Below are 20,105 nucleotides of genomic sequence, written 5' to 3' on the forward strand. Positions count from 1 at the left end.
AGCATGCTAATGGCTACGATTCATGTAGACGGCAAAGAATACGAAGTCAACGGGGCGGACAACCTGCTGGAAGCTTGTCTGTCTCTTGGCCTCGATATTCCGTACTTTTGCTGGCATCCGGCGCTGGGCAGCGTCGGTGCTTGCCGCCAGTGTGCGGTGAAGCAATATCAAAACGCGGAAGACACGCGTGGTCGCCTGGTGATGTCCTGTATGACGCCAGCCACCGAAGGCACCTTTATTTCGATTGATGACGAAGAAGCCAAACAGTTCCGCGAAAGCGTGGTGGAGTGGTTGATGACCAACCACCCGCACGACTGTCCGGTTTGTGAAGAGGGCGGTAACTGCCACCTTCAGGATATGACCGTGATGACCGGTCACAGCTTCCGTCGCTATCGCTTTACCAAGCGTACCCACCGTAACCAGGATCTGGGGCCGTTCATCTCTCACGAAATGAACCGCTGCATCGCCTGCTATCGCTGCGTGCGTTACTACAAAGACTATGCAGACGGTCAGGATCTGGGCGTGTATGGCGCGCATGACAACGTCTACTTCGGTCGTCCGGAAGACGGCGTGCTGGAGAGCGAATTCTCCGGTAACCTGGTAGAAATCTGCCCGACCGGCGTCTTCACGGATAAAACTCACTCCGAGCGTTACAACCGTAAATGGGACATGCAGTTTGCACCAAGCATCTGCCAGCAGTGTTCCCTCGGCTGTAACACCAGCCCGGGTGAGCGCTACGGCGAACTGCGTCGTATTGAAAACCGCTACAACGGTACCGTTAACCACTACTTCCTGTGCGACCGCGGTCGTTTCGGCTATGGCTATGTGAACCTGAAAGACCGTCCGCGTCAGCCGGTTCAGCGCCGTGGTGACGACTTCATTACCCTGAACGCAGAACAGGCGATGCAGGGCGCGGCAGATATTCTGCGCCAGTCGAAGAAAGTGATCGGTATCGGCTCCCCGCGCGCCAGCATCGAAAGCAACTTCGCGCTGCGCGAGCTGGTCGGGGCGGAAAACTTCTATACCGGCATCGCCCAGGGCGAGCAGGAACGTCTGCAGCTGGTACTGAAAGTGCTGCGTGAAGGCGGTATCCATACCCCTGCGCTGCGCGAAATCGAATCCTATGATGCGGTCCTGGTGCTGGGTGAAGACCTGACCCAGACCGGCGCCCGCGCGGCTCTGGCGGTTCGTCAGGCGGTGAAGGGTAAAGCACGTGAAATGGCAGCGGCGCAAAAAGTGGCTGACTGGCAGATTGCGGCGATCCTGAACATCGGTCAGCGCGCGAAGCATCCTCTGTTTGTGACCAACGTCGACAATACCCGTCTGGACGATATCGCGGCGTGGACCTACTGCGCACCGGTTGAAGATCAGGCGCGTCTTGGTTTTGCCATTGCCCACGCGCTGGACAACAACTCACCGGCCGTTGAGCTGGATCGCGACCTGCAAAACAAGGTTGACGTGATTGTTCAGGCCCTGGCCGGTGCGAAGAAACCGCTGATTATTTCCGGTACCAACGCCGGTAGCGCAGAGATCATTCAGGCCGCAGCCAACGTGGCCAAAGCCCTGAAAGGCCGCGGTGCTGACGTCGGTGTGACCATGATTGCCCGTGCGGTGAACAGCATTGGTCTGGGCATGATTGGTGGCGGCTCGCTGGAAGCTGCGTTAAGCGAACTGGAATCCGGTGCCGCTGACGCCGTGGTGGTGCTGGAAAACGACCTGCATCGTCATGCTTCTGCCGCTCGCGTTGACGCCGCGCTCTCCAAAGCGCCGCTGGTGATGGTGATTGACCATCAGCGCACCGCGATTATGGACAAAGCGCACCTCGTGCTCTCTGCGGCAAGCTTCGCAGAAAGCGACGGTACCGTTATCAACAACGAAGGCCGCGCGCAGCGTTTCTTCCAGGTTTATGACCCGTCTTACTACGACAGCAACACCGTGATGCTGGAAAGCTGGCGCTGGCTGCACTCCCTGCACAGCACCGTGCAGAGCCGTGAAGTGGACTGGACGCAGCTCGACCACGTTATCGACGCGGTGGTGGAAAAACTGCCTCAGCTGGCAGGCATTAAAGATGCTGCGCCTGAAGCGAGCTTCCGCATTCGCGGCCAGAAACTGGCGCGTGAACCGCACCGTTACAGCGGCCGTACCGCAATGCGCGCCAATATCAGCGTGCACGAACCGCGCCAGCCGCAGGATAAAGACACCATGTTCGCCTTCTCCATGGAAGGGAACAACCAGCCGTCTGCGCCGCGTTCGCAAATCCCGTTCGCATGGGCACCGGGCTGGAACTCCCCGCAGGCATGGAACAAGTTCCAGGCTGAAGTGGGCGGCTCCCTGCGCCACGGCGATCCGGGCGTGCGTCTGATTGAAGCTTCCGAAACCGGTCTGGACTTCTTCAGCACCGTACCGGCGAGCTTCCAGCCGCAGGATGGTAGCTGGCGTATTGCGCCGTACTACCACCTGTTCGGTAGCGACGAGCTGTCCCAGCGTTCACCGGTCTTCCAGACCCGTATGCCGCAGCCGTACATCAAGCTTAACCCGGCGGATGCCGCGAAGCTTGGCGTTAACGCGGGTGCGAACATCGCCTTTAGCTATGACGGCCAGACTATCAGCCTGCCGCTGATTATTTCTGAAAGTCTGACAGCAGGGCAGGTCGGTCTGCCGATGGGTATGCCTGGCATCGCGCCGGTTCTGGCGGGTGCGCGTCTTGATAATCTGCAGGAGGCAAAAGCATGAGTTGGTTAACGCCGGATCTTATCGACATCCTGCTGAGCATTCTGAAAGCGATTGTTATCCTGCTGGTGGTGGTCACCTGCGGCGCGTTCATGAGCTTTGGTGAACGTCGTCTGCTCGGTCTGTTCCAGAACCGTTACGGACCGAACCGCGTGGGCTGGGGTGGTTCACTCCAGCTGGTCGCGGATATGATCAAGATGTTCTTTAAAGAGGACTGGATCCCGCGCTTCTCGGATCGCGTGATCTTTACTCTGGCACCGATGATCGCCTTCACCTCGCTGCTGCTGGCGTTTGCTATCGTGCCGGTCAGCCCGACCTGGGTGGTCGCTGACCTGAACATCGGCATACTGTTCTTCCTGATGATGGCAGGCCTCGCGGTTTACGCGGTCCTGTTCGCAGGCTGGTCCAGTAACAACAAATACTCGCTGCTGGGTGCGATGCGTGCTTCCGCGCAGACCCTGAGCTACGAAGTGTTCCTGGGTCTCTCCCTGATGGGCGTAGTGGCGCAGGCCGGTTCATTCAACATGACCGACATCGTCAACAACCAGGCCGACATCTGGAACGTTATTCCGCAGTTCTTTGGGTTTATTACCTTTGCCATCGCGGGCGTGGCCGTGTGTCACCGTCACCCGTTTGACCAGCCAGAAGCCGAACAGGAACTGGCCGACGGTTACCACATCGAATATTCCGGTATGAAATTCGGTCTGTTCTTCGTGGGCGAGTACATCGGTATTGTCACCATTTCCGCGTTGATGGTAACGCTGTTCTTTGGTGGCTGGCATGGCCCGTTCTTACCGCCGTTCATCTGGTTCGCGCTGAAAACCGCGTTCTTCATGATGATGTTCATTTTGATTCGCGCAGCGTTACCGCGTCCGCGTTATGACCAGGTAATGTCCTTCGGCTGGAAAGTGTGCCTGCCGCTGACGCTCGTCAACTTGTTGGTAACGGCCGCTGTCATTCTCTGGCAGCAGCCATAAGGGGCAATAGACCATGACCTTAAAAGAATTACTGGTAGGCTTCGGTACCCAGGTACGCAGTATCTGGATGATCGGCCTGCATGCGTTTGCCAAACGCGAAACCCGGATGTACCCGGAAGAGCCGGTATATCTGCCGCCGCGCTACCGTGGCCGTATCGTGCTGACGCGCGACCCGGACGGTTCCGAGCGCTGCGTTGCCTGTAACCTGTGTGCGGTAGCGTGCCCGGTCGGCTGTATCTCTCTGCAGAAAGCCGAGACGGTAGACGGCCGCTGGTACCCTGAGTTCTTCCGCATCAACTTCTCACGCTGCATCTTCTGCGGTCTGTGTGAAGAAGCGTGCCCAACCACGGCGATTCAGCTCACTCCAGACTTCGAGCTGGGTGAGTACAAGCGTCAGGACCTGGTGTACGAGAAAGAGGATCTGCTGATTTCCGGTCCGGGCAAATACCCGGAATATAACTTCTACCGGATGGCGGGTATGGCAATCGACGGCAAAGATAAGGGCGAAGCAGAGAACGAAGCTAAGCCTATCGACGTCAAGAGCCTGTTACCGTAAGGAGAGGGCAATGGAATTCGCTTTTTATATCTGTGGCCTTATCGCCATCCTGGCTACGCTGCGAGTGATCACGCACACCAATCCGGTGCATGCGCTGCTGTACTTAATCATCTCGCTGCTGGCCATTTCCGGGGTGTTCTTCGCACTGGGCGCGCACTTCGCCGGTGCGCTGGAAATCATCGTCTACGCCGGGGCCATCATGGTGCTGTTCGTGTTCGTGGTGATGATGCTGAACCTGGGCGGCTCTGAAATTGAGCAGGAACGTCAGTGGTTAAAACCGCAGGTGTGGATCGGCCCGGCAATTTTGTCGGCCATCATGCTGGTGGTGATCGTTTACGCCATTCTGGGTGTTAACGATCAGGGCATCGACGGCACGCCGATTGGCGCGAAAGAGGTGGGTATCACGCTCTTTGGCCCATACGTTCTGGCAGTGGAACTGGCCTCAATGCTGCTGCTGGCAGGTCTGGTTGTGGCTTTCCACGTTGGCCGCGAAGAGCGTGCTGGCGAGGTGCTGAGCAACCGCACTGACGACCGCGCGAAAAGAAAAACGGAGGAGCGCGCATGATCCCCTTAACACATGGACTGATCCTCGCTGCGATTTTATTCGTTCTGGGTCTGACCGGTCTGGTTATCCGCCGCAATCTGCTGTTTATGCTGATCGGGCTGGAAATCATGATTAACGCCTCCGCGCTGGCCTTCGTGGTCGCCGGAAGCTACTGGGGCCAGACCGATGGTCAGGTGATGTACATTCTCGCCATCAGCCTCGCGGCTGCCGAAGCGAGTATTGGCCTGGCGCTGTTGCTGCAGCTCCATCGTCGCCGCCAGAATCTGAACATAGATTCAGTAAGTGAGTTGCGTGGATGAACATGCTTGCCTTAACCATTATTTTTCCGCTGATTGGCTTCGTGCTGCTGGCGTTTTCTCGCGGCCGCTGGTCTGAGAATCTGTCTGCAACCGTCGGCATGGGCTCTGTTGGCCTGGCCGCGCTGGTGACAGCGTATGCGGGTATCGACTTCTTTAACAACGGGCGTCAGCCTTTCAGCGTGCCGCTGTGGACCTGGATGTCAGTCGGTGATTTCAACATCGGTTTCAACCTGGTGCTGGATGGTCTCTCCCTGACCATGCTCTCCGTGGTCACCGGCGTCGGCTTCCTGATCCACATGTTCGCCTCCTGGTATATGCGCGGTGAAGAGGGTTACTCCCGCTTCTTCGCCTACACCAACCTGTTTATCGCCAGCATGGTGGTTCTGGTCCTGGCCGATAACCTGCTGCTGATGTATCTGGGCTGGGAAGGCGTGGGTCTGTGTTCTTACCTGCTGATCGGTTTCTACTATACCGATCCGAAGAATGGCGCAGCGGCCATGAAAGCGTTCGTCGTGACCCGCGTGGGTGACGTCTTCCTCGCTTTCGCGCTGTTCATTCTTTACAACGAACTGGGCACGCTGAACTTCCGCGAAATGGTGGAACTGGCGCCAGCGCACTTCGCCGCAGGAAACAATATGCTGTGGTGGGCAACGCTGATGCTGCTGGGTGGTGCCGTGGGTAAATCCGCGCAGCTGCCGTTGCAGACATGGCTGGCCGACGCGATGGCGGGTCCAACCCCTGTCTCCGCGCTGATCCACGCTGCGACCATGGTCACCGCCGGTGTCTACCTGATTGCGCGTACCCATGGCCTGTTCCTGATGACCCCGGAAATTCTGCATCTGGTGGGTATCGTCGGTGCGGTCACGCTGGTGCTGGCAGGCTTTGCCGCGCTGGTGCAGACCGACATCAAGCGCGTTCTCGCGTACTCAACCATGAGCCAGATTGGTTACATGTTCCTCGCGCTGGGCGTTCAGGCGTGGGACGCGGCCATTTTCCACCTGATGACGCACGCGTTCTTTAAAGCGCTGCTGTTCCTCTCATCCGGTTCGGTGATTCTGGCCTGCCATCACGAGCAGAACATCTTCAAAATGGGCGGACTGCGTAAGTCCATCCCGCTGGTCTATGTCTGCTTCCTGGTGGGCGGCGCGGCGCTGGCGGCACTGCCGCTGATCACCGCGGGCTTCTTCAGTAAGGACGAAATCCTTGCGGGTGCCATGGCGAATGGTCATATCAATCTGATGGTTGCGGGTCTGGTCGGTGCGTTCATGACCTCCCTGTATACCTTCCGTATGATTTTCATCGTATTCCACGGTAAAGAACAAATTCATGCTCATGCAGGGAAGGGGATTACCCATCACCTGCCGCTGATTGTGCTGCTGGTACTGTCCACCTTCGTTGGCGCGATGATTGTGCCTCCGCTGCAGGGCGTACTGCCAGACACCACCGAGCTTGAGCACGGTCGCGTTCTGACGCTTGAAATCACCTCCGGTGTGGTCGCTATCGCGGGCATCCTGATCGCAGCATGGCTGTGGCTGGGCAAACGTACGCTGGTCACTGCCGTGGCCAACAGTGCGCCGGGCCGCCTGCTGGGCACCTGGTGGTACAACGCGTGGGGCTTCGACTGGCTGTACGACATGATCTTCGTTAAGCCGTTCCTGGGCATCGCGTGGCTGCTGAAGCGCGACCCGCTGAACAGCCTGATGAACATCCCGGCGATCCTTTCCCGCTTTGCAGGCAAGGGCCTGCTGTACAGCGAGAACGGTTACCTGCGCTGGTATGTGGCGTCCATGAGCATCGGTGCGGTTGTCGTGCTGGCGCTGCTGATGGTGTTGCGTTGATCGTTAAGTGAATTTTATTCGAATTCGTTGAAAATCAGGCCCCTGCTGGGGGCCTTAAAAAGGAATGTAAATCGCCATGTTACTACCCTGGCTAATATTAATTCCCTTCATCGGCGGCTTCCTGTGCTGGCAGACTGAACGCTTTGGCGTGAAGATGCCGCGCTGGATCGCGCTGATCACCATGGGATTGACGCTCGCGCTTGGCCTGCAACTGTGGTTGCAGGGCGGTTACTCACTGACCCAGTCTGCGGGCATTCCGCAGTGGCAGTCTGAGTTCATCCTGCCGTGGATCCCACGTTTCGGCATTACGATCCACCTGGCGATTGACGGTCTCTCACTGCTGATGGTGGTGCTGACCGGTCTGCTCGGCGTTCTGGCGGTACTCTGCTCCTGGCGTGAAATCGAAAAATACCAGGGCTTCTTCCACCTGAACCTGATGTGGATCCTGGGCGGCGTAATCGGCGTGTTCCTTGCCATCGACATGTTCCTGTTCTTCTTCTTCTGGGAGATGATGCTGGTGCCGATGTACTTCCTGATCGCGCTGTGGGGCCACAAGGCGTCCGACGGTAAAACGCGTATCACGGCGGCAACCAAGTTCTTCATCTATACCCAGGCGAGTGGTCTCGTGATGTTGATTGCCATTCTGGCGCTGGTGTTTGTTCACCACAACGCGACCGGCACCTGGACCTTCAACTACGAAGACCTGCTGAAGACCCCAATGTCTCACGGCGTGGAATATCTGCTGATGCTGGGCTTCTTCATCGCCTTCGCGGTGAAAATGCCGGTGGTTCCGCTGCACGGCTGGCTGCCAGACGCGCACTCTCAGGCGCCAACGGCGGGTTCCGTTGACCTGGCGGGCATCTTGCTGAAAACGGCGGCCTACGGTCTGCTGCGTTTCGCTCTGCCGCTGTTCCCGAATGCCTCCGCAGAATTCGCACCGATTGCCATGTGGCTGGGTGTCATCGGTATCTTCTACGGTGCCTGGATGGCCTTCACCCAGTACGACGTCAAGCGTCTGATTGCTTATACCTCCGTTTCCCACATGGGCTTCGTGCTGATTGCTATCTACACCGGCAGCCAGCTGGCGTACCAGGGGGCGGTGATCCAGATGATTGCGCACGGTCTGTCCGCAGCCGGTCTCTTCATCCTGTGCGGCCAGCTGTATGAACGTCTGCACACTCGCGACATGCGTATGATGGGCGGCCTGTGGAGCAAAATTAAGTGGCTGCCAGCGCTCTCCATGTTCTTCGCGGTGGCGACTCTGGGGATGCCGGGCACCGGTAACTTCGTCGGCGAATTTATGATTCTGTTCGGCAGCTTCAAAGTGGTACCGGTGATTACCGTGATCTCCACCTTTGGTCTGGTGTTCGCTTCCGTCTACTCGCTGGCGATGCTGCACCGCGCTTACTTCGGTAAAGCGAAGAGCGAAATTGCTGCACAAGAACTGCCGGGGATGTCGCTGCGTGAGCTGTTCATCATCCTGCTGCTGGTCGTACTGCTGGTGCTGCTGGGCTTCTTCCCGCAGCCGATTCTGGATACCTCGCACAGCGCGATGGGCAATATCCAGCAGTGGTTTGTTAATTCTGTTTCTACTACAAGGCCGTAATTCGCCATGACAATAACTCCACAACAACTGATCGCGCTGCTACCGCTGCTGATCGTCGGATTGACGGTGGTGGTTGTGATGCTCTCCATTGCGTGGCGACGCAATCACTTCCTGAATGCCACGCTGTCGGTCATCGGCCTGAACGCCGCGTTAGTCTCTCTCTGGTTTGTTGGCCAGGGTGGGGCGATGGACGTCACCCCGCTGATGCGCGTTGACGGTTACGCCATGCTGTATACCGGTCTGGTGCTGCTGGCGAGCCTGGCAACCTGTACCTTTGCGTACCCGTGGCTCGAAGGCTACAACGACAACAAAGAAGAGTTTTACCTGCTGGTTCTGATTGCCGCGCTGGGCGGCATTCTGCTGGCGAATGCGAACCACCTGGCCGCGCTGTTCCTCGGCATTGAGCTGATCTCTCTGCCGCTGTTCGGTCTGATTGGTTACGCCTTCCGCCAGAAGCGCTCCCTGGAAGCAAGCATCAAGTACACCATCCTGTCTGCGGCGGCGTCCTCGTTCCTGCTGTTTGGTATTGCGCTGGTATACGCACAGTCCGGTAACCTCTCCTTTATGGCGCTCGGCAAGAGCCTCGGTGACGGCATGCTGCATGAGCCGCTGCTGCTGGCGGGTCTGGGCATGATGATTGTTGGCCTTGGCTTCAAACTCTCTCTGGTGCCGTTCCACCTGTGGACGCCAGACGTTTACCAGGGCGCGCCAGCGCCGGTGTCGACCTTCCTGGCGACGGCGAGCAAAATCGCCATCTTCGGGGTGGTTATGCGTCTGTTCCTGTACGCACCGGTGGGTGACAGTGAAGCGGTTCGCGTGGTGCTGGGCATTATCGCGTTCGTCTCCATCATCTTCGGTAACCTGATGGCGCTGAGCCAGACCAACATCAAACGTCTGCTGGGCTACTCGTCTATCTCTCATCTGGGCTACCTGATGGTGGCGCTGATTGCGCTGCAGAGCGGTGAGATGTCGATGGAAGCCGTGGGCGTCTATCTGGCCGGTTACCTGTTCAGCAGCCTCGGCGCCTTCGGCGTGGTGAGCCTGATGTCCAGCCCGTACCGTGGTCCGGATGCCGATTCACTGTTCTCCTACCGTGGTCTGTTCTGGCACCGTCCGATCCTGTCCGCGGTGATGACCGTGATGATGCTCTCTCTGGCGGGTATCCCGATGACGCTCGGCTTTATCGGTAAGTTCTACGTGCTGGCTGTCGGTGTGCAGGCGCACCTGTGGTGGCTGACTGCGGGCGTGGTGATCGGTTCCGCGATTGGTCTCTACTACTACCTGCGCGTGGCCGTGAGCCTGTACCTGAGCGCGCCTCAGCAGCTCAACCGTGATGCCCCAACCAACTGGCAGTACAGCGCTGGCGGTATTGTGGTTCTCATCTCCGCGCTGCTGGTGCTGATCTTCGGTATCTATCCGCAGCCGCTGATTGATATCGTGCAGCGAGCAATGCCATTGATGTAAAAACAAAAAACCCGCCTCGGCGGGTTTTTTGTTGCCCAGCGGCGCTACGCTTGCAGGGCCTACGGGTTTTGTAGGTCGGGTAAGCGAAGCGCCACCCGACTAAGCCAGCTGTTTACGGCTAATCAACGGCCCGTCAATCTTCTTCATCGAGCGGTCCAGCACTTCCTCAATCACTGACGACAGCTCGTTCAGCTCAAACTTCGCGACGTAGCCATCCGCTTTCACCTTACGAATATGGTCTTCGTTGGCGTTGCCGGAAAGGGAAGAGTGGATCACCACCGGAATATCTTTCAATACCGGGTCGGTTTTGATTTTGCGCGTCAGAGTAAAACCGTCCATCTCCGGCATTTCGAGGTCGGTCAGCACCAGCGCGATCTTATCGGTGATGGGAACCCCCTCAGCCTGCGCCTGTGCGGCCAGAACCCCAATTTTCTCCCACGCCTCTTTGCCGGTGATATGCAGCTGCGCCGGGATCTCCATCGCCTGCAGGCCTTTCTCCAGCATCGAGCGCGCCACTTTGGAGTCTTCCGCGACGATGGCGACCGCGCCCGGCTTGATATGGAATTTGGTGGTTTTCAGATTGGTGGCGTGCAGATCGTGATTGGCCGGAGTGATGTCGTACAGGATCTGCTCAACGTCCAGCACCATCGCCAGATCGTTGGTATCGCTCTTCTCGTCAAGACACGCAATGCTGGTGATGTAGCGACCGCTGACGGCGGTTTCCGCCGCGTGCACCTGCTTCCAGTCCAGACGCATGATGTTCTCAACCGACTCCACGGCAAACGCCTGCACGCTGCGCGCGTATTCGGTGATCAGCAGGATATTCAGCCCGGTGGTGGGCTTACAGCCCGCCACGGCGGCCAGGTCGATCACCGGGATCACCTGATCGCGAATATTCACCATTCCCATCAGCGGTGATTTCATCCCGGCGGGTTTCGTGAACTCCGGCATCGGCACAATTTCACGCAGCTTAAAGACGTTAATGCCAAACAGCTCAGATTTATTTTCGTTAAGAGAGGTGCCAAGACGGAACAGCAACAGTTCAAAACGGTTCGACAGGGTCAGATTCGCCCTGTCATCAATATCTTTCTGGAAATTATCCATTCTACCCTCGAGAGAAATGCTGACCTTTTAATCGTTATCGGCATCCTGAGGGAAAAATGAAGGACTAAACGCTGACCTGAGCGAAATCTTCGGCCAGCTCACATTCCGGGAACAGCGCGCGACACTCTGCCAGCAGCTTTTCACAGCCCCGCGCGTCGTAGCGCGAGCTGACGTGGGTGACGATAAGCCTCCCGACGCCCGCGTCACGGGCAAGCTGCGCCGCCTGTCGCGTCGAGCTATGACCCCGGCCGTTGGCTTTCTCTTCCATCGCCGTTTCGAGGGTCGCTTCATGTACCATCACGTCCACGCCCTGGGCCAGCGTGAGCGCCGCCCGGCACGGGGCCGTGTCGCCAAAAATAGCCAGCTTCTTGCCGGGCTGCGGTGCGGCGAGATAATCCTGACCGTTGATGACGCGCCCATCCTCCAGCGTGACGGTCTCACCGTGCTTCAGGCGCTGGAACAGCGGTCCGGGTTTTACGCCATCGGCCATCAGCGCGGCGGCGTCCAGCGCGCCGGGTTTGTCATGCGCGTCAATGCGATAGCCATAGCACTCGACAGGGTGATTGAGCGGCTGAGCGCTCACCTTATAATCGCCGTCATCGAAAATCAGGCCTTCGCTAATCTCAACGACCTCCAGCGGATAATCCGTCCACGACCCGCTCAGGCGCAGCGTGGTTTCAACAAATTCACGAATACCCGCAGGCCCGTAAATCGTCAGCGGGTTGGCGTTACCGGCCATCGAGCGGCTGCACAGCAGGCCGGGAAGGCCAAACAGATGGTCGCCATGCAGATGGGTGATAAAAATTTTATCCAGCTTGCCGGGATGATAAGCGGTGTGTAACAGCTGATGCTGCGTCCCTTCACCACAGTCAAACAGCCACAGCCCGCCGCGGGTGGGGTGTTTAAGATCCAGCAATATCGCCGTCACATTTCGTGAGCGGGTTGGTACGCCCGCGGACGTACCCAGAAAAATCAGTTCCATAACGCAATCAGCCCTTTGCCGAACGGGGAGGGGTTTAGTATAACGTGATGAACCCCAGGAAGGAGACTGACATGATCCAGTGGCAAGATTTACACCATAGTGACCTCACCGTTCATTCACTTTACGCCCTGCTGAAACTGCGCTGCGAAGTGTTCGTGGTTGAACAGACCTGCCCGTATCAGGACATCGACGGCGACGATCTCGTCGGCGAGAACCGCCATATCCTCGGCTGGCGGAATAACGAGCTGGTGGCGTATGCGAGGATTCTGAAAAGCGAAGACGATTTTGAGCCTGTCGTCATTGGCCGCGTCATCATCAGCGGCAAAGCGCGCGGTGAAAAACTGGGCTATCAGCTGATGGAGAAAACGCTGGAGGCATGCCAGAAACAGTGGCCGAACAAGGCGTTATACCTGGGCGCGCAGGCGCACCTGCAGTCCTTCTACGGCCACTTTGGTTTCGTGCCGGTCACCGAGGTGTACGATGAAGACGGCATTCCCCACATCGGCATGGCGCGGGAAGCGAAGCAGGCGTAATGACGAGTCGTTGGCTATAGTTAGCGGACTGGTGTACTAACATGGAGAAAAATATGTCATTTCAATCCTGGGATACCCGTATCGACGACGACCTGGCCTTACTGAGCGAAACGCTGGAAGAGGTGTTACGTTCCTCTGGCGACCCTGCCGATCAGAAATATATTGAGCTAAAAGCCCGCGCCGAGCAGGCGCTGCATGAAGTGAAAAACCGCGTCAGCCATGCGTCTGATACCTACTACTACCGCGCCAAAAAAGCGGTGTACCGTGCCGATGATTACGTGCATGAAAAACCGTGGCAGGGTATTGGAGTCGGTGCTGCCGTCGGGCTGGTGCTGGGGCTGCTGTTGGCCCGTCGTTAAGCCGCTTAACCACTCCCTATACGTGGGTACTGCTATTTATTGCCAGTACCCCGTATAATACGAAGTTTTAACAGGGAGAGGTTCGCGTGAATTCGATTTTCCTCGCGCTGGAGCAATTGCGTACCCAGCTTTCGCAAGCGTTACCCGCAACACCCGGCATACGTCATTTCGACGTCTCTTTCCCGTTAAACGACGCTTTCGACCCTCTCGCCTGGCTTGGGGCGCAGCAGTGCTATCCGCAGTTTTACTGGCAGCAGCGTAACGGCGATGAAGAGCTGGCTGCGCTGGGGGCGGTGATCCCCTTTTCCTCTCTGGCGTTAGCCACGCAGTTTTTGCGCGAGCAAAACGCGGCAGGTGATACCCGTATCTGTGGCCTGAACGCCTTTACTCCGGAGCAGGGCAGCCTCTTTTTACCGCGACTGCTCTGGCGACGCACCGCCGGCACCGCTACGCTGCGTCTGCAGCTGTGGAGTGATTATTCACTTCAGGAAGATGCCCTCGCCGCGCGGGATTTTTTAGAGCAACTCCGTCCTGCGAGATCTATCCGTCCGCTATCCGTTCAGGTTGAGCACGAAACCCATCAGCCGCAACAGGCCGAATGGCTGACGCTTATCCGCATAGCGACAGAGACCATCGCACGCGGTGATTTTGAAAAGGTGGTTCTCGCCCGGGCAACCGATATCCGGTTTACACAGCGGGTTAACCCTGTCGCGCTGATGGCGGCCAGCCGCGCCCTGAATTTACATTGCTACCATTTCTGCATGATTTTCGACGCCAGCAACGCGTTTCTTGGCTCGACCCCCGAGCGTCTCTGGCGGCGGCGCGGCACGCTGCTGCGTACGGAAGCGCTGGCGGGCACCGTCGCCAGCCATGCCGATGATGGCCAGGCGCAGCGTCTCGGCGAATGGCTGCTGAACGACGATAAAAACCAGCGCGAAAATATGCTGGTCGTGGAAGATATTTGCCAGCGTCTTCAGCACTACATGCAGACGCTTGAGGTACTGCCCCCCCAGGTGGTGCGCCTGCGTAAAGTGCAGCATTTGCGCCGCTGTATCTGGACCGAACTCAAACAGGCCGACGACGAGCAGTGCCTGCATATACTACAACCGACGGCGGCCGTTGCCGGTTTGCCGCGACAGCCTGCGCGCGAATTTATTCAGAAGGTTGAGCCCTTTAACCGCGAGTGGTACGCCGGTTCTGCCGGGTATTTATCGCCTGACCAGAGTGAATTTTGCGTGGCGTTGCGCTCCGCCCGCGTCCAGGATGACTCCCTGCGGCTCTACGCAGGGGCCGGCATTGTCAGCGGGTCTGACCCGGAACAGGAGTGGCAGGAGATCGAAAACAAAGCGGCCGGATTGCGCTCTCTGCTCCTTAGGGATTAATACTGATTCGCGCAATCCCGATTCATATCAAAATTCCAATTTTTTCTATTATTTATACTGTGTCGCATTCTTGATACCGGACAATCTCATGTCAGTAAGTTCTTTTAACCGACGCTGGGCGGCGGTGATCCTTGAAGCCCTGACGCGCCACGGCGTCAGGCACGTGTGTATTGCACCGGGTTCTCGCTCAACGCCGCTGACGCTGGCGGCCGCCGAAAACCGGGCGTTGATTCACCACACCCACTTTGATGAGCGTGGCCTCGGGCATCTCGCGCTGGGTCTGGCGAAGGTCAGCAAAGAACCCGTGGCGGTGATTGTCACTTCCGGTACTGCCGTGGCGAACCTCTATCCGGCTCTGATTGAAGCCGGGTTAACCGGTGAAAAGCTGATTCTGCTGACGGCCGATCGTCCCCCTGAGCTTATCGACTGCGGCGCCAATCAGGCCATCCGTCAGCCGGGACTCTTTTCTTCGCATCCTTCGCAGACGATTTCGCTGCCCCGTCCCACCCAGGATATTCCGGCAAGCTGGCTGGTCTCCACCGTCGATCATGCCATGGAGACGCTGCGCAACGGGGCGCTGCATATTAACTGCCCGTTTGCCGAGCCCCTGTACGGCGAGCTGGACGATACGGGTCTTGACTGGCAGCAGACCCTCGGCGACTGGTGGCACAGTGAGAAACCGTGGCTGCGCGAGCAGACGCACCTTGAGAGCGCGAAACAGCGCGACTGGTTCTTCTGGCGGCAGAAGCGCGGCGTGGTTATCGCCGGGCGCATGAGCGCCACCGAAGGCAAGCTGGTCGCCGAGTGGGCGCAAACCCTGGGCTGGCCGCTGATAGGCGACGTGCTTTCCCAGACCGGGCAGCCGCTGCCGTGCGCGGATCTCTGGCTGGGTAATGCCAAAGCGGTCACCGAGCTGTCGCAGGCGCAGATTGTGGTCCAGCTTGGATCGAGTTTAACCGGCAAACGGTTACTGCAGTGGCAGGCCACCTGCACACCGGACGAATACTGGCTGGTGGACGCCCTGGAAGGGCGTCTTGACCCGGCGCACCATCGCGGTCGTCGTCTGGTCAGCCGTATCGACGCCTGGCTGGCGCTCCATCCGGCTGAAAAACGCAAACCCTGGGCGGTTACCCTCCCGGACCTGTCGCGGCAGGCGTGGGAACTGACCCATGCGCGCTGTGAAGCGTTCAGCGAGGCCGGGCTGGCGCACCGTATTCGCCAGTACCTGCCCGAGCAGGGGCAGCTGTTTGTCGGCAACAGCCTGGTCGTGCGGCTGATAGACGCCTTTTCGCAGCTGCCAGCAGGCTACCCGGTGTACAGCAACCGTGGCGCCAGCGGCATCGACGGGCTGATCTCCACGGCGGCGGGCGTGCAGCGCGCCAGCGCGAAATCGACGCTGGCCATCGTGGGGGATCTCTCCGCGCTCTACGATCTCAACGCGCTGGCGCTGCTGCGTCAGGTGTCAGCCCCGTTCGTGCTGATTGTGGTCAACAACAACGGCGGGCAGATTTTCTCCCTGCTGCCTACGCCGCAGAGCGAGCGCGAGCGCTTCTATCTGATGCCGCAGAACGTACAGTTCGAACACGCCGCGGCAATGTTCAGCCTGAAATATCATCGCCCGGGAAGCTGGGAACAGCTGGGTGCCGCGCTCGGTACAGCCTGGAAACAGCCCGGCGCGACGCTGATTGAGCTGGTGGTGAACGAGGCTGACGGTGCGCAGACCCTGCAAAGCCTGCTGGCGCAGGTGAGCCAGCTGTGATCCTCTCGGGCGTGCAGCAGGCCGGAAAACCAGGCTATCCCTGGCTGGTCTTTTTGCACGGTTTTTCCGGCGATTGCCGCGAGTGGCAGGGTGTTGGAGAGCGACTTCGTGACTACCCCCGGCTGTATCTGGATCTGCCGGGTCACGGTGGATCCCGGCACCTGGGCGTCGGGGGCTTCGACGAGATAAGTGCGTTGCTCACTCGAACTCTGATTAGTTACAACATACTGAGGTTCTGGCTCGTCGGGTACTCCCTCGGCGGCCGCATTGCGATGTTCCATGCCTGCCAGCAGCCAAAGGGTCTGTTGGGCCTGACGGTAGAAGGGGGACATCCGGGCCTGCAGGATGCCGATGCGCGACAGGCGCGGCTGGCATCCGACCGCCGCTGGGCAGCACGTTTTCGCAACGAACCGCTGGATAAGGTGTTCGCTGACTGGTACCAACAGCCCGTGTTTGCCTCCCTGACGGACGCCCAGCGCGACGCGCTGATTACCCTGCGCAGCCAGAACTGCGGCGCGGCGCTGGCGATGATGCTCGAGGCAACGTCGCTGGCCGTGCAGCCCGACCTGCATGCTGCCCTGAGCGCGCGCCATTTCTCTTTTGATTATCTCTATGGCGAACGTGATGAGAAGTTTGCGGCCCTTGCCGCGGAGCTGAACGCTGTTCGCCATGCAATTCCCAACGCCGGACACAACGCCCACCGGGAAAACCCCGATGCGGTTGCGGCAAGTCTGGCTCAGATACTGCGTCTTCGAATAAAGGACACTCTATGATCTACCCTGATGAACACATGCTTTACGCCCCGGTTGAATGGCAGGACTGCTCCGAAGGCTACACCGACATTCGTTACCACAAATCCACCGACGGCATCGCCAAAATCACCATCAACCGCCCGCAGGTGCGTAACGCCTTCCGTCCGCTGACCGTGAAAGAGATGATTCAGGCCCTGGCGGATGCGCGCTACGACGACAATATCGGCGTGATTGTCCTGACCGGCGAAGGCGAGAAAGCGTTCTGCTCCGGTGGCGATCAGAAAGTGCGCGGTGACTACGGCGGATACCAGGACGACGCGGGTACGCATCACCTGAATGTCCTCGATTTCCAGCGTCAGATCCGCACCTGTCCAAAACCGGTGGTGGCGATGGTGGCGGGCTACTCCATCGGCGGTGGCCACGTGCTGCACATGATGTGCGACCTGACTATTGCCGCCGAGAACGCCATCTTCGGCCAGACGGGCCCGAAAGTGGGATCTTTCGATGGCGGCTGGGGGGCCTCCTACATGGCGCGCATCGTCGGTCAGAAAAAAGCCCGCGAAATCTGGTTCCTGTGCCGTCAGTACAACGCGCAGGAAGCGCTGGATATGGGCCTGGTGAACACCGTGGTGCCGCTTGCCGATCTCGAAAAAGAGACCGTGCGCTGGTGCCGTGAAATGCTGCAAAACAGCCCGATGGCGCTGCGCTGCCTGAAAGCGGCACTCAACGCCGACTGTGACGGTCAGGCGGGTCTGCAGGAGCTGGCGGGCAATGCCACCATGCTGTTCTACATGACCGAAGAGGGTCAGGAAGGGCGCAACGCGTTTAACGAAAAACGCCAGCCAGACTTCAGCAAATACAAACGGAATCCGTAATGCGTCGCGCGCAGGTTTACCGCTGGCAGATACCGATGGACGCGGGCGTGGTGCTGCGTGAACGGCGGTTAAAAACCCGTGACGGCTTCTTCGTGCATCTGCAGCAGGGCGAGCGGGAAGGCTGGGGCGAGATTTCGCCTCTGCCGGGCTTTAGCCTCGAGTCGCTGGATGACGCGCGGGCGGCCTTGCTGGCGTGGGCGTACGCGTGGCGCGAGGGTGCAAATCCGGCGCTGCCGGAGGTGCCTTCCGCGGCCTTTGGTATCAGCTGCGCGCTGGCGGAGCTGGACGGTAGCCTGCCGGAGGCGGGGAATTACCGCGCAGCACCGCTCTGCACGGGCGATCCGGACGAGCTGTTCGCGCTGCTCTCCGCCATGCCGGGCGAGAAGGTGGCGAAAATCAAAGTCGGGCTGTATGAAGCGGTGCGTGACGGCATGGTCGCCAACCTGCTGCTGGAGGCGATCCCCGATCTGCATCTGCGTCTGGACGCCAACCGCGCCTGGACGCCGCTTAAGGCGCAGCAGTTTGCAAAGTACGTCAATCCGGCGTACCGGAGCCGCATTGCCTTCCTCGAAGAGCCGTGCAAAACCCGCGAGGATTCGCGTGCGTTCGCCCGCGAAACGGGGATTGCCATCGCCTGGGATGAAAGCCTGCGCGAGGCCGATTTTGAATTTGCTGCAGAGCCCGGCGTCAGCGCAGTGGTGATTAAACCGACGCTGACCGGCAGCCTGGCGAAAGTGCGCGAGCAGGTCGCGGCGGCGCATGCCTTAGGGCTGACGGCGGTGATCAGCTCGTCGATTGAGTCCAGCCTTGGGCTAACCCAGCTGGCGCGCATGGCCGCCTGGCTAACGCCGGATACGGTTCCTGGCCTCGATACGCTGAACCTGATGCAGGCTCAGCTTCTCCGCCCGTGGCCGGACAGCGTGCTGCCGTGCCTGGGCTCCGAGGCGCTGGAGCCGTTGCGATGAGTTTTACCGACTGGCCGTGGCGACACTGGTGCGCGCTGTTTGCCGATAAACCGGCCCTGAGGCTGAACGACGAGGTGCTCAGCTGGCAACAGCTGTGCGCGCGCATCGACAGCCTTGCGGCAGGCTTTCACCGGCAGGGCGTGGAGGAGGGCTGCGGCGTGCTGCTGCAGGCCCATAATCATCCGCAAACCCTGCTGGCGTGGCTGGCGCTGCTCCAGTGCGGGGCGCGTATTCTTCCCGCTAATCCGCAGCTGCCGCGCCCGCTGCTGGACGTGCTGCTCCCGCAGATGACGCTGCGCTTTGCGCTGGTGCTGGACGGCAGCTACGACGCTCTTCCTCCCCTGTGCATGCGCGAGACAGCCGATGCGTATTGCGCTGCGTGGCAACCGGCGCGGCTGGCCTCCATGACGCTGACCTCCGGCTCCACCGGGCTGCCGAAAGCGGCGGTCCATACCTGCGAGGCTCATCTTGCCAGCGCGCGCGGCGTTTTGTCGCTGATGCCCTACGGTGAAGACGACGACTGGCTGCTTTCGCTGCCGCTGTTTCACGTTTCCGGCCAGGGGATTTTATGGCGCTGGCTGCAGGCCGGCGCGCGGTTAACCGTACGCGAGAAACAGCCTCTGGAGCAGGCGCTGTGCGGCTGCACCCACGCCTCACTGGTGCCAACCCAGCTCTGGCGTTTGCTGAATGCCCACCAGCCTGTCGCACTGAAAGCGGTGCTGCTGGGCGGGGCGGCCATCCCTGTTGAATTGACCGAACAGGCGCGAGAGCAGGATATACGCACCTTCTGCGGTTACGGTCTGACCGAGTTTGCCTCTACCGTCTGTGCGAAAGAGGCGGACGGCGAGCCGGACGTGGGCTGTGCGCTGCCGGGCAGAGAGGTGCAGGTCGTTAACGGTGAAGTCTGGATCAGGGCGCAAAGCATGGCCTCAGGCTACTGGCGGGATGGCGAACTGATTCCGCTGACCAACGCGCAGGGTTGGTTCGCCACACGCGATCGCGGCGAATGGCATGACGGCCGTCTGACGATCCTTGGCCGCATGGACAACCTCTTTTTTAGCGGTGGAGAAGGGATCCAGCCGGAATCGCTGGAGCGCGTTATCGCCACGCACCCGCAGGTTAACCAGGTGTTTGTCGTTCCGCTGGACGACGCTGAATTCGGGCAACGCCCGGTGGCGGTCGTGGAGTGCGAGCCGGGAACGGATATCACCTGCTTACCCGACTGGGTGAGGGACAAGGTGGCGCGTTTTGAGCAACCCGTCCGCTGGCTGCTGCTGCCGACTGAACTCAAAAATGGCGGCATTAAAGTTTCGCGCCGCGCGCTGCAGGAGTGGGTTAACGCAGCGCTGAAGGGATAAT

18 protein-coding genes are annotated in these 20,105 nt (G+C 59.3%); 16 read left to right on the forward strand and 2 right to left on the reverse strand.

Annotated features, from left to right (window positions below; all coding sequences use genetic code 11):
• Positions 1–9: 9 nt before the first annotated feature.
• The 8 genes from nuoG to nuoN all read left to right on the forward strand — a co-directional run bounded on the left by nuoG (position 10) and on the right by nuoN (position 10,035).
• Positions 10–2,733, forward strand: coding sequence for an NADH-quinone oxidoreductase subunit NuoG (gene nuoG / locus ACMWJS_RS10735; RefSeq protein ID WP_262796532.1), 2,724 nt, complete (start codon positions 10–12; stop codon positions 2,731–2,733).
• A complete protein-coding gene (gene nuoH, locus ACMWJS_RS10740) occupies positions 2,730–3,707 on the forward strand; it encodes an NADH-quinone oxidoreductase subunit NuoH (protein ID WP_008500211.1) in 978 nt (325 codons plus the stop codon). The genes nuoG and nuoH overlap by 4 nt, the downstream gene beginning before the upstream one ends.
• Positions 3,708–3,720: 13 nt before the next feature.
• The gene (gene nuoI / locus ACMWJS_RS10745; RefSeq protein ID WP_003861491.1) at positions 3,721–4,263 is read left to right on the forward strand and encodes an NADH-quinone oxidoreductase subunit NuoI; all 543 of its coding nucleotides are present in this window, start codon (positions 3,721–3,723) and stop codon (positions 4,261–4,263) included.
• A 10-nt stretch (positions 4,264–4,273) separates the two neighbouring features.
• A complete protein-coding gene (nuoJ, locus tag ACMWJS_RS10750; RefSeq protein WP_008500212.1) occupies positions 4,274–4,828 on the forward strand; it encodes an NADH-quinone oxidoreductase subunit J in 555 nt (184 codons plus the stop codon).
• Complete coding sequence (gene nuoK, locus ACMWJS_RS10755) at positions 4,825–5,127, forward strand: NADH-quinone oxidoreductase subunit NuoK (protein WP_003861496.1); 303 nt, start codon at positions 4,825–4,827, stop codon at positions 5,125–5,127. Before nuoJ ends, nuoK begins: the two co-directional genes overlap by 4 nt.
• Positions 5,124–6,965: an NADH-quinone oxidoreductase subunit L gene (gene nuoL / locus ACMWJS_RS10760; RefSeq protein ID WP_023325763.1), complete on the forward strand. Its 1,842-nt coding sequence runs from the start codon at positions 5,124–5,126 to the stop codon at positions 6,963–6,965. The genes nuoK and nuoL overlap by 4 nt, the downstream gene beginning before the upstream one ends.
• 76 nt (positions 6,966–7,041) lie before the next feature.
• Positions 7,042–8,571, forward strand: coding sequence for an NADH-quinone oxidoreductase subunit M (nuoM, locus tag ACMWJS_RS10765; RefSeq protein ID WP_414747043.1), 1,530 nt, complete (start codon positions 7,042–7,044; stop codon positions 8,569–8,571).
• A gap of 6 nt (positions 8,572–8,577) precedes the next feature.
• On the forward strand, positions 8,578–10,035 hold the full coding sequence (gene nuoN / locus ACMWJS_RS10770; RefSeq protein ID WP_024908971.1) for an NADH-quinone oxidoreductase subunit NuoN: 1,458 nt from the start codon (positions 8,578–8,580) through the stop codon (positions 10,033–10,035).
• 99 nt (positions 10,036–10,134) lie between these two features.
• Here the strand turns inward: nuoN and ACMWJS_RS10775 are convergent, their stop codons facing one another.
• Together ACMWJS_RS10775 and rbn are read right to left on the reverse strand one after the other, a co-directional pair.
• Positions 10,135–11,139 (reverse strand): chemotaxis protein, encoded by a 1,005-nt coding sequence (locus ACMWJS_RS10775; protein ID WP_032652809.1) that lies wholly within the window; start codon positions 11,137–11,139, stop codon positions 10,135–10,137.
• A gap of 64 nt (positions 11,140–11,203) precedes the next feature.
• Positions 11,204–12,121 (reverse strand): ribonuclease BN, encoded by a 918-nt coding sequence (gene rbn, locus ACMWJS_RS10780; RefSeq protein ID WP_045908723.1) that lies wholly within the window; start codon positions 12,119–12,121, stop codon positions 11,204–11,206.
• Between the two features lie 71 nt (positions 12,122–12,192).
• Here rbn and ACMWJS_RS10785 point away from each other — a divergent pair, with 71 nt between their 5' ends.
• From ACMWJS_RS10785 to menE, 8 genes are all read left to right on the forward strand, one after another.
• Positions 12,193–12,654, forward strand: a complete 462-nt coding sequence (locus ACMWJS_RS10785) for a GNAT family N-acetyltransferase (RefSeq protein ID WP_048029682.1) — start codon at positions 12,193–12,195, stop codon at positions 12,652–12,654.
• A 53-nt stretch (positions 12,655–12,707) separates the two neighbouring features.
• Positions 12,708–13,013 (forward strand): stress response protein ElaB, encoded by a 306-nt coding sequence (gene elaB / locus ACMWJS_RS10790; RefSeq protein ID WP_008500219.1) that lies wholly within the window; start codon positions 12,708–12,710, stop codon positions 13,011–13,013.
• A gap of 86 nt (positions 13,014–13,099) precedes the next feature.
• The gene (menF, locus tag ACMWJS_RS10795; protein WP_414747044.1) at positions 13,100–14,395 is read left to right on the forward strand and encodes an isochorismate synthase MenF; all 1,296 of its coding nucleotides are present in this window, start codon (positions 13,100–13,102) and stop codon (positions 14,393–14,395) included.
• An 88-nt stretch (positions 14,396–14,483) separates the two neighbouring features.
• Complete coding sequence (menD, locus tag ACMWJS_RS10800) at positions 14,484–16,154, forward strand: 2-succinyl-5-enolpyruvyl-6-hydroxy-3-cyclohexene-1-carboxylic-acid synthase (RefSeq protein ID WP_414747045.1); 1,671 nt, start codon at positions 14,484–14,486, stop codon at positions 16,152–16,154.
• Positions 16,151–16,927, forward strand: coding sequence for a 2-succinyl-6-hydroxy-2,4-cyclohexadiene-1-carboxylate synthase (gene menH / locus ACMWJS_RS10805; protein ID WP_414747046.1), 777 nt, complete (start codon positions 16,151–16,153; stop codon positions 16,925–16,927). The genes menD and menH overlap by 4 nt, the downstream gene beginning before the upstream one ends.
• Positions 16,924–17,781, forward strand: coding sequence for a 1,4-dihydroxy-2-naphthoyl-CoA synthase (gene menB, locus ACMWJS_RS10810; protein WP_008500223.1), 858 nt, complete (start codon positions 16,924–16,926; stop codon positions 17,779–17,781). The genes menH and menB overlap by 4 nt, the downstream gene beginning before the upstream one ends.
• A complete protein-coding gene (gene menC, locus ACMWJS_RS10815; protein WP_262820978.1) occupies positions 17,781–18,746 on the forward strand; it encodes an o-succinylbenzoate synthase in 966 nt (321 codons plus the stop codon). The genes menB and menC overlap by 1 nt, the downstream gene beginning before the upstream one ends.
• Positions 18,743–20,104, forward strand: coding sequence for an o-succinylbenzoate--CoA ligase (gene menE, locus ACMWJS_RS10820; protein WP_414747047.1), 1,362 nt, complete (start codon positions 18,743–18,745; stop codon positions 20,102–20,104). Before menC ends, menE begins: the two co-directional genes overlap by 4 nt.
• Position 20,105: the final 1 nt, after the last annotated feature.

The organism is Enterobacter sp. HK-058-C-ECC, assembly GCF_047531125.1.
Classification (GTDB): Bacteria; Pseudomonadota; Gammaproteobacteria; order Enterobacterales; family Enterobacteriaceae; genus Enterobacter; species Enterobacter quasiroggenkampii.

What these genes read in the sequence shown, in the direction of transcription:
- menB (WP_008500223.1), top strand. Translation starts at nt 16,924, where the DNA reads ATGATCTACCCTGATGAACACATGCTTTACGCCCCGGTTGAATGGCAG.
- menC (WP_262820978.1), top strand. Translation starts at nt 17,781, where the DNA reads ATGCGTCGCGCGCAGGTTTACCGCTGGCAGATACCGATGGACGCGGGC.
- menE (WP_414747047.1), top strand. Translation starts at nt 18,743, where the DNA reads ATGAGTTTTACCGACTGGCCGTGGCGACACTGGTGCGCGCTGTTTGCC.
- nuoN (WP_024908971.1), top strand. Translation starts at nt 8,578, where the DNA reads ATGACAATAACTCCACAACAACTGATCGCGCTGCTACCGCTGCTGATC.
- elaB (WP_008500219.1), top strand. Translation starts at nt 12,708, where the DNA reads ATGTCATTTCAATCCTGGGATACCCGTATCGACGACGACCTGGCCTTA.
- nuoH (WP_008500211.1), top strand. Translation starts at nt 2,730, where the DNA reads ATGAGTTGGTTAACGCCGGATCTTATCGACATCCTGCTGAGCATTCTG.
- nuoI (WP_003861491.1), top strand. Translation starts at nt 3,721, where the DNA reads ATGACCTTAAAAGAATTACTGGTAGGCTTCGGTACCCAGGTACGCAGT.
- rbn (WP_045908723.1), bottom strand. Translation starts at nt 12,121, where the DNA reads ATGGAACTGATTTTTCTGGGTACGTCCGCGGGCGTACCAACCCGCTCA.
- ACMWJS_RS10775 (WP_032652809.1), bottom strand. Translation starts at nt 11,139, where the DNA reads ATGGATAATTTCCAGAAAGATATTGATGACAGGGCGAATCTGACCCTG.
- nuoL (WP_023325763.1), top strand. Translation starts at nt 5,124, where the DNA reads ATGAACATGCTTGCCTTAACCATTATTTTTCCGCTGATTGGCTTCGTG.
- ACMWJS_RS10785 (WP_048029682.1), top strand. Translation starts at nt 12,193, where the DNA reads ATGATCCAGTGGCAAGATTTACACCATAGTGACCTCACCGTTCATTCA.
- menD (WP_414747045.1), top strand. Translation starts at nt 14,484, where the DNA reads ATGTCAGTAAGTTCTTTTAACCGACGCTGGGCGGCGGTGATCCTTGAA.
- nuoJ (WP_008500212.1), top strand. Translation starts at nt 4,274, where the DNA reads ATGGAATTCGCTTTTTATATCTGTGGCCTTATCGCCATCCTGGCTACG.
- nuoK (WP_003861496.1), top strand. Translation starts at nt 4,825, where the DNA reads ATGATCCCCTTAACACATGGACTGATCCTCGCTGCGATTTTATTCGTT.
- nuoM (WP_414747043.1), top strand. Translation starts at nt 7,042, where the DNA reads ATGTTACTACCCTGGCTAATATTAATTCCCTTCATCGGCGGCTTCCTG.
- nuoG (WP_262796532.1), top strand. Translation starts at nt 10, where the DNA reads ATGGCTACGATTCATGTAGACGGCAAAGAATACGAAGTCAACGGGGCG.